The following is a 7,936-nucleotide window of genomic DNA, read 5'->3' on the forward strand; positions in this document are numbered from 1 at the left end:
GATAGGCTTGCTATTGACTGCTATCACAAGGGAGTTACCCTATCGGTGTTTGGTTGGGGGGTGGTATGGGTATTTGACAGATTGATTAAGTTGTGTTTATTGATTAACCCGTCAATAATTAAGATTTGTTGCCAAAGGATATGCACCAATCGTCCCGTATACTAAGACTGAATGGAGTGTATTTTGTGTGTGACGGTACGACTATCGGGTTAAGTGTTTCCCAGTTATCGCCGTTAGGATAAGGCACAGCTAAAAACGGGACTGACGGGGCTCGAACCCGCAACTTCCGCCGTGACAGGGCGGTGCTCTAACCAATTGAACTACAGTCCCTTATTTAAGACCCTGATTTTTGAGTCCTCGTTGTTAGTGCTTCGTTTTAAGCACAAAATCTATTGTCAACCATTATCCTGGTTTTGTCAACCCCTGAAGTCAAAAAATTTTCCCAACCACTCCCAAAGCCTTTGATAAGAGGGTTTGGCGCTATCTGATAACTCTGGCGCGATCGCAAAAGCTATGATCTGGGTGTGTAGTAGGGGGTGAAAATTGTTGTCGCTGACCATAATTAGCGATCGCCTTCCGTCTGGTAAAATCGGCCCAAAAGTCATCCCCTCCAGATTATCCCAGATTACCTCAGCCTGTATCTCTGGGGGAATCAAGACCGGAGTTTTCCTCACCGGGGTAATTCCCTCTAATTGGTTTTCGAGGCTATCTACAGACCCAATATCCGTCGCTTCCGTCAAAGATACCTCAAACAGGCGGATCACAAATCCCCTATCCAGGGAAAAAGACCTTTCCAAAGCCAGTAACCGCCTCTCACTCACAGCCAGCAACTCCACCAGTCCGTTAAGCTGTAAGGTCTCAGACAGCAGGGAACTACCGGCGATCGCTTCTGTCATATACAGAAACTGACCATCTGCTAAACCTGTCTGCAAATTATAGCGGATCATCCGGCTAGGACTCCCTTGGTTAACCGTGGCGGCGGGTCCGTCTTGAATTAAAGCATTTTCCGTAGCTGTAAATAGCGTTTTTCCGTCCGGGGTCAGGGTCAGGCTTTCCGTCGCCAGATTATTTCTCACCCCTATATTAGGATTATCCCTCGAAAACAATTGTTCTGGGATGGGTAATTGAGTTAATTGGCGACCCGACTCTAGGGAAAACTCCTTGATAAACGGAGGATAACCCGCCGCCATATTTCCCTCTGAAGAAATCCACACCGTTTCTCCCGTGAAAGCAATGCCTTCCGGGTCTAAACTATACAATGGGAAGGCTTCCCCGTTGGGGTCTAATATCGGCGTGACTCCTATTACTTCCACTGCTTCTAATCGGAAAGCTTCGTCTTTCCAGTGCAATTTCAGCGTGTAAAATCTCGCGTAACCGCGATCGCCTTGGGAGTCCGACACCGCATAATATACATCTTTTTGCCGGTTATAGGTTATCCCCGACAGTCCCCCAACTTCTGTTTCCTCAAATACCAAACCTGTGGGAATTCTTGCCGCACCCAAAAACGATGTTAATTCCTGAATGCGATCGGGCGACGGTGGCGTAATTCCTACTTCGATTAATCCCACCGTTACCGTCAGCGGTAATATTGTCATTATGGAAAACTTCCGCAACCACATCAATCTCGTCCGTGGGGTGATAGGGGGAACTCCCTAGGATTCCTGCTAGATATTTCCTGCATATTCCTGAGCATTTCGACCCTCACAATTTGCTCATTTTCTCCTGGGATTTTAACCTACCATATTAGGCGAGATTTGTCAAGGGTTCGGCGAGGGAAAATTCCCCCGTTGGGAAGGTTTCCATAACTCACCGATATCCCTGGGGGGAGACCATCATTTTTTCCTTACTCCAGGGCGGCTAAGTTATTCACAATATCCACCGTTTCCAAGCTAACTGTAATCACCTGACCAATTAACCTAACAATATATTCTTCATCCTCTAAGCGGTTGGGGTCATTTTCAATGCCGCTGCGTTTATCTATTTTAACTTGATAGCGGTCAATAATCCAATCTAAAGCTGATCGGTTTCCCAGGCGATATTCAAACACTTTCGGGGGAATACCCGCCAAGGTCAGAAACTCGTTATAAATTAACTGGGTTTTATCTTGACTCAGTTTCATCTTTTCCACCCGCCAATTTAACGGGACCTCATCATTTTCGATGAATTTTAGGGGATATTCCGGTTGTTGTTCATAGTTTATATGAATTTCCGCCAGACGTTTTCCGGCTTTGGCGAAACTCTCAAAATCGGGGGCGTAGGGAATGCGAGGTATCTCCCTTTTCAGGTTGTCGGCGTATTTCTCCCTATAGGTGGGATGGTGTAACAGCCCATATATATAATAGAAAATATCCCATTTACTGATAGCCGGGTTTTGGTATTCTTCCCGAAAGGCATCTACAGCCCAGTCGGTGATATTTTCTTGGCGGTTGCTTCCGTCTTTCTCATAGGTATAGAAGGGGAAACATTGGGTTTTTTCTAAAATATCTAAGCAAGGTATTATTGGAGTTATCAGACAATGAAAAGGCTTGCTACTACCAATTCCACTAACGCAAATTACCCGATTCTCTTTCTCTGTCTCCGGGGTGGGGAATATGTAGGGAAATTGACCGCGTACATCATTTAAGTAAGCAGCAAAATAAAGCCTAGATTTGGTGAAAGGACGATACAGAGACTGTCTGATATGCTTCGGGTCATATTCTACGATAACCCCTCGCTTTAAATATTTTTTTAAGTCCCGAGACCAGCTAATTTTAGCATCATCATAGGTCACAAAATCATCCACGTTAGCCGATTTGTCGGGACAATCAAGCCATTTCCTGGTTTGTTCATTATAGGTGGCGATTATCCGTTGAATATTGGCGGCTAATTCATCAGGATTAAAGTTATACGCCCAAACATCGCGATTAGTGGCAACTCCTAAGCTATAAATCTTAAAAATAGCCCCCGTTGCTTCTCCCTTGGCGGCTTTGCTTTCCTTGCTTCCCATGGGGATAAAGGTTTCAAAATCCGCCTGCAACCCTGCGGTTAACCAGGTATGTTTTTTGTCCGGTTTCATCTCTTCCCAGTCAACCCCACCCAAGGTTTTAACTTTTTCCAGAAAAGCAAATTTTTCTAAACGAGTCGCTTTCCAGTCAACCTCACTGTAAAAAATCTGATGTTTATCTATATCTTTTCGTTTCACCAAGAATGTCACCGCTATACCCACCATTGCAGACAAACCGAATACCGTATGTTTTTCTCCAATGGGAATGCCTTCTCGCATCGAGTCTTTTCTGACATTTCCTTTCAAGTCTAAAACATAAATCGCATCAAAATCTTGGGCTAAATGCTGCCTCATTCCATCAAAAGCAATGCCATCAATAAAGCTGTTATTGCTGACAAATGCCACAATTCCCTCATCTTTAATTCTATCAGCCGCCCAGCGAAACGCCTTAACGTAGGGGTCGGAAAGTTTATTTTTTAAAGTCGCTTTCGAGTCTTTCGCATAAGTTTCCGCCACCCGTTTATCGACCCCTCCCATTTCGCTATATTTGCGGTTTTTGTTATTGTCGTTCTCATTTTGCTGCCACGCATTATAGGGGGGGTTGCCAATGACCACAAAAATGGGGGAACTTTGCTGCTGCTTGACTCGTTGGGTATTTTCGGGAGTGAATAAATCCAGTTGTAATGATTCTTGAACCGAGAAAGTATCCACCAAACAAATCCCGTCAAAAGGCTGATATTGTCCCGTTGCCGTCAAATATTCATGCTCAATATTCATCGAAGCGATATAATAGGGTAATAGCATCACCTCATTACAGTGTAACTCCTGCTGATACTTATGGGATAACGCAGTTTTTCTAATCTCCCGCATTATCCGCATAATAAAGTTACCCGTCCCCACAAACGGGTCAAGAATATGCACCCCTTTATCACTCAGAGATTTATTAAACTCGGTGCGGAGAATMTCATCMACACTTYTCACCATAAAATCCACAATACTCTGAGGCGTGTAAACAATCCCATGGGTATCGGCGACCTTGAGCGCAAAGCCTTGGAAAAACCTTTCATAAACCGTGTTTAAAAAATGCTGTTTTTCGCTATACTCAGTAATAGTAGCCGCCGCCTCTTCCAAGGCGCGATAAAAATAATCAACATCTCCCAGAAAATGAGCCCGACTAAAGGACTTGGAGGTTAAAGTCTCAATCACCTTCTCAATTTCCACCGCGATAATATTGCGCCGGGTAAAATCGGGGTTATTAAAAATCTGTCGAAAAATCCTTTCCGTGAGTAAATGCTGAATCAGCATCTCTTCCACAGCCGCATCAGAAATATTAGGATTAATCGACTGACGGCACAGGTTACTAAACCCTTCAAAAGCATCAATAAACTTGGGATTAGTTTGGCGTTCACTCTCGATTAAATCAACCAGTTTTTCCCCCAAGCCGCGCACTTTCTCCCCAAATTCCGCCGCTGCTTTCTCCCAATTTTCTATCTGTGGTGGTCGATATTCAAAAAACARCTTKAGACTTTCCACCAGTGCTTCTGGTTTGGTGATATCCCCGTCATAAACTTGCTGTCCCCCTTGCCAAATAATCACACGCTGAGGAGACTGAAAAATAATGTTATCTTTGGGGTAGCCTTTGGCAAATTTCTTTTGTACTTCCTTGGGGAGGTCGTCGGCGGTGTCTTTAGCTTCCCAAATCCCATGTTTGAGGGTATCATCTCTCACCAATAACCCATCAACTTGGATGCGTTTTTTCTCGGTTAACTTGAGGCTATTTTCCTGTACCAACAGCCAATTAAACTGCTGACAACAGGAAGTTAATAAATCGGCAAAAGCCACCTTAACCGCCCCTTCATTGGCAGCCCCCAACTTCTGGAAGTTTTGTAATGTTTGGTAATAGGATTTTACCGCCTTGTGGGAAGGTTTCAGATTCAGAGTAGCCATAAGCAATTAATAATTAATAATTAACAATTCTTCATGATTGCCGGGGGCAAGTGCGGTCCTAGGAGAACCCGCGTCCACCATTCTCAATGGAATAATTAATAATTAATAATTAACAATTCTTCATGATTGCCGGGGGCAAGTGATGGGGTATTACCCAGAGGGAGGAGGTGAAGCCCTAGGAGAACCCGCGTCCACCATTATCAATTGTCCATTATACATTATCCACCACGATGGATTGAGTTAATTCACTATTTATGCTATCCTAACGAGAGCGTAGACAGTAATGTTGCCCTTACCCTCCTCAATCCCATTATTATTGAGTTGTATGAGGACATTAAAAAATTTAAGCGATCGTCGGGAGGCCAAGCGGCTTCATGCAAGGCTCTTTAAATGAAATCGATATCCGCAGTATATTGCAGTTGGTCGAAGTCGGTCAACGCACAGGTCAGTTAATGGTGGAAGCCTATAGCCCCGCCGCCTCGGTAGTTTCGGAAAAATATAGCGATCGCTTTAAGGGTAACTGCTGGCTAGTTTTTTGCTCCAACGGTAGAATTGTCTATGCTGGGGAAAGCGAGGGTAGCCTGAAAAGACTGCGGGACTACCTGCACCGCTACAAGTTAACAGAAGTCCTCAATGAGTTAGAAGTGCCGTCAATTACGGCAGTTAACGCGCCCGAATACGGCTATTTGTGGGTGCTACTAGAACAAAACGCGATTACCCCCACCCAGGGGCGCAGCATTCTCCATGGGATGATTTCCGAAACTCTATTCGACCTTCTCAGCCTTCACCACGGGGCTTTTAACTTTGAAATGGGTTCACCCCTAGCACCGCAATTAATGACTTTACAAATCAACACGGTGTTACCTAAAATTATGAAACAGGTGCAGGAGTGGAAAACTTTTCACCCCCATATCCAATCCCCCAGTCAGTGCCCCCTCATTTTAGACCCAGACAAACTTAGACAAGTAGTGCGTCCCAATGTCTTTGAAACTTTAACCCGTTGGGCGGACGGAAAAACCACTTTCCGGCAAATTTCCCGTTATTTGAACCGAGATATTGTCGCAGTCACCAAGGCGATCTATCCTTTTGTACAACAGGGTTTTGTGCAACTGCGCTTTCCCCCGACCGAACCAAGTCCGTACCCCCGTTCTCAGTTCGAGAGTAAGATTCCCCGCATTGTCTGTATTGATGATGATCGCGTAATTCGGGAGACAGTGGAGTTAATCTTAACCCAGCATGGCTACGAGGCGACGGCTATAGGTCATCCCCTGAAGGCATTAAGTCAAGTTTTCCAACTGAAACCAGATCTGATTTTATGCGATATCGCCATGCCGGAACTAAATGGATATGAAATTTGCGCGATGTTGCGAAGTTCTAGTGCTTTTCGGGAAACTCCGATTATCATGCTAACAGGCATTGATGGATTTATCGATCGCCTCAAAGCCCGAATGGTGAGAGCGACCAATTATCTGACCAAACCGTTTAGCAAGGGGGAGTTACTTACCCTAGTAGAAAACTATATTGGTACAGCGGACGGCCATTCCCTGAAGCTAGAAAGTCAACTCGCAGAAGCTTTTTCCCATAAGTGGCCTTCTCTTGACTCGGAAGAGCATGATTTAATCTCAAATTAGGTTAACATTTTAGGGCAATATGGTATAATAAGCGAGAAGAGTTGAGGATAAACCTATTGCCAGATATGTCAAACCCAAGGAAGCRGCCCAAATCCTTGGAGTCCATGAAAGAACACTCCGCAGATGGGACGAAAATGGCTCAATCGAGACCATCAGAACCCCCGCTGGGCAACGACGATACAACGTTGAGTCATATTCTGATGCCATCACGCAGTGACAAACGCAAAGTCGTTATCTATGCCAGAGTTAGTAGCCGCGCCCAGCAGTCCGACCTCAACCGACAGGTGGCCGCACTGTCCAACCTCTACCCCGAAGCAGAAGTCGTCTCCGAAATCGGAGGCGGGCTCAACTTCAAGGGAAAGAAAATGCTGGCCTGACTGGGACAAGTCTTGTCAGGAGATGTCCGCATGGTTGTCGTTGCCCACCCAGACCGATTGGCCAGATTTAGATGGGACTTGTTTCGATGTCTCTGTGAGCAAAACAGGTGCTCACTCATGGTTCTCAACGAGACAAGTCTCAGTCGAGAACCAGAAATGGTTGAGGACATCCTCGCCATCCTCCACTGCTTCAGTTCCCGATTATACGGACGGAGTCAATATAAAACTCAGGTCAAAGAAGATTCGGATTTACCCCAGCCCAGAGCTAAATAAAGTCTGGCGTAAATGGCTGGCTGCTTGTCGGTATTGCTACAACCAAGCAATTGCATTATCCCGGAGTGGTAAACGACTAAGCAAGTTAAAGTTACGCTGCGGAAGTGATCCAGAGTGACTTGCCTGCATGGGTCAAAGAAACACCCGGCCATATTCGGCAGAATGCTATCTTTGATGCCTATCTCGCCTTTTCAGTCAGTCCTGGCGCAAGGTTTAGGAGCTGTCGGGATAGTTCTCAAGCCATCAAGTTTAACAATGCTAATTTCTCTTCAGGGAGTTGGTATCCAAGACTAACGAAAGGATTAACTTTCATGGTTTCCTAAGCTATCCCTAAAACTTGTGTTCAAGGGACTCAATTAGTCTTAGCCAAGGGGCGGTGGTTTGCGGTGTTTCCTGAACCTGTCGCCGTTACCCCAACTGAAGCGAATGGCGTAATTGCATTAGACCCAGGCGTCCGAACTTTTATGACCGGGTTTGATGGCTCTCGGTTTCTGGAATTGGGCTCCGGGGATATTGGACGCATTACTAGGCTATGTCAACATTTGGATGATTTGATGAGCCGAATCGCCAAGGAACCCTGTCGTTCAAGGAGGCGACGGATGAGGCAAGCGGCTCAACGAATGAGAACTAAAATCCGCAATCTAGTTGATGAAGCCCACAAACAAATTGCTCACTACTTGACTCACAACTACAGCCTAATTTTTTTGCCCACCTTCGAAACTTCC

Annotated in this window: 4 protein-coding genes, 1 tRNA gene and 2 pseudogenes; 4 read left to right on the forward strand and 3 right to left on the reverse strand. The window is 45.4% G+C overall.

The genetic code is table 11. The features are described from left to right. Positions 1–256: 256 nt before the first annotated feature. From B9T16_RS23250 to B9T16_RS23260, 3 genes are all read right to left on the reverse strand, one after another. A tRNA-Asp gene (locus B9T16_RS23250) sits at positions 257–330 on the reverse strand. Between the two features lie 86 nt (positions 331–416). Then, positions 417–1,595 carry an esterase-like activity of phytase family protein gene (locus B9T16_RS23255; protein ID WP_410245889.1) on the reverse strand — a complete coding sequence of 393 codons (1,179 nt, stop codon included), beginning with the start codon at positions 1,593–1,595 and terminating at the stop codon, positions 417–419. 248 nt (positions 1,596–1,843) lie between these two features. Continuing rightward, the gene (locus B9T16_RS23260) at positions 1,844–4,930 is read right to left on the reverse strand and encodes a type ISP restriction/modification enzyme (protein WP_410245890.1); all 3,087 of its coding nucleotides are present in this window, start codon (positions 4,928–4,930) and stop codon (positions 1,844–1,846) included. Positions 4,931–5,304: 374 nt separating this feature from the next. Between B9T16_RS23260 and B9T16_RS23265 the strand changes: the two genes are divergently transcribed. From B9T16_RS23265 to B9T16_RS23280, 4 genes and pseudogenes are all read left to right on the forward strand, one after another. Beyond that, positions 5,305–6,561 (forward strand): response regulator, encoded by a 1,257-nt coding sequence (locus tag B9T16_RS23265; protein ID WP_006616255.1) that lies wholly within the window; start codon positions 5,305–5,307, stop codon positions 6,559–6,561. A gap of 55 nt (positions 6,562–6,616) precedes the next feature. Beyond that, a pseudogene (locus B9T16_RS23270) lies at positions 6,617–7,211 on the forward strand (IS607 family transposase). After that, complete coding sequence (locus B9T16_RS23275; RefSeq protein WP_071941142.1) at positions 7,099–7,329, forward strand: helix-turn-helix domain-containing protein; 231 nt, start codon at positions 7,099–7,101, stop codon at positions 7,327–7,329. Before B9T16_RS23270 ends, B9T16_RS23275 begins: the two are co-directional and overlap by 113 nt. Then, positions 7,319–7,936: pseudogene (locus tag B9T16_RS23280) on the forward strand (RNA-guided endonuclease TnpB family protein); the annotation flags it as partial. The gene B9T16_RS23275 and the pseudogene B9T16_RS23280, both read left to right, overlap by 11 nt.

The organism is Arthrospira sp. PCC 8006 (assembly GCF_046480465.1).
In the GTDB taxonomy this organism is placed as follows: Bacteria; Cyanobacteriota; Cyanobacteriia; order Cyanobacteriales; family Microcoleaceae; genus Limnospira; species Limnospira platensis.

What these genes read in the sequence shown, in the direction of transcription:
- B9T16_RS23255 (WP_410245889.1), bottom strand. Translation starts at nt 1,595, where the DNA reads ATGACAATATTACCGCTGACGGTAACGGTGGGATTAATCGAAGTAGGA.
- B9T16_RS23265 (WP_006616255.1), top strand. Translation starts at nt 5,305, where the DNA reads ATGCAAGGCTCTTTAAATGAAATCGATATCCGCAGTATATTGCAGTTG.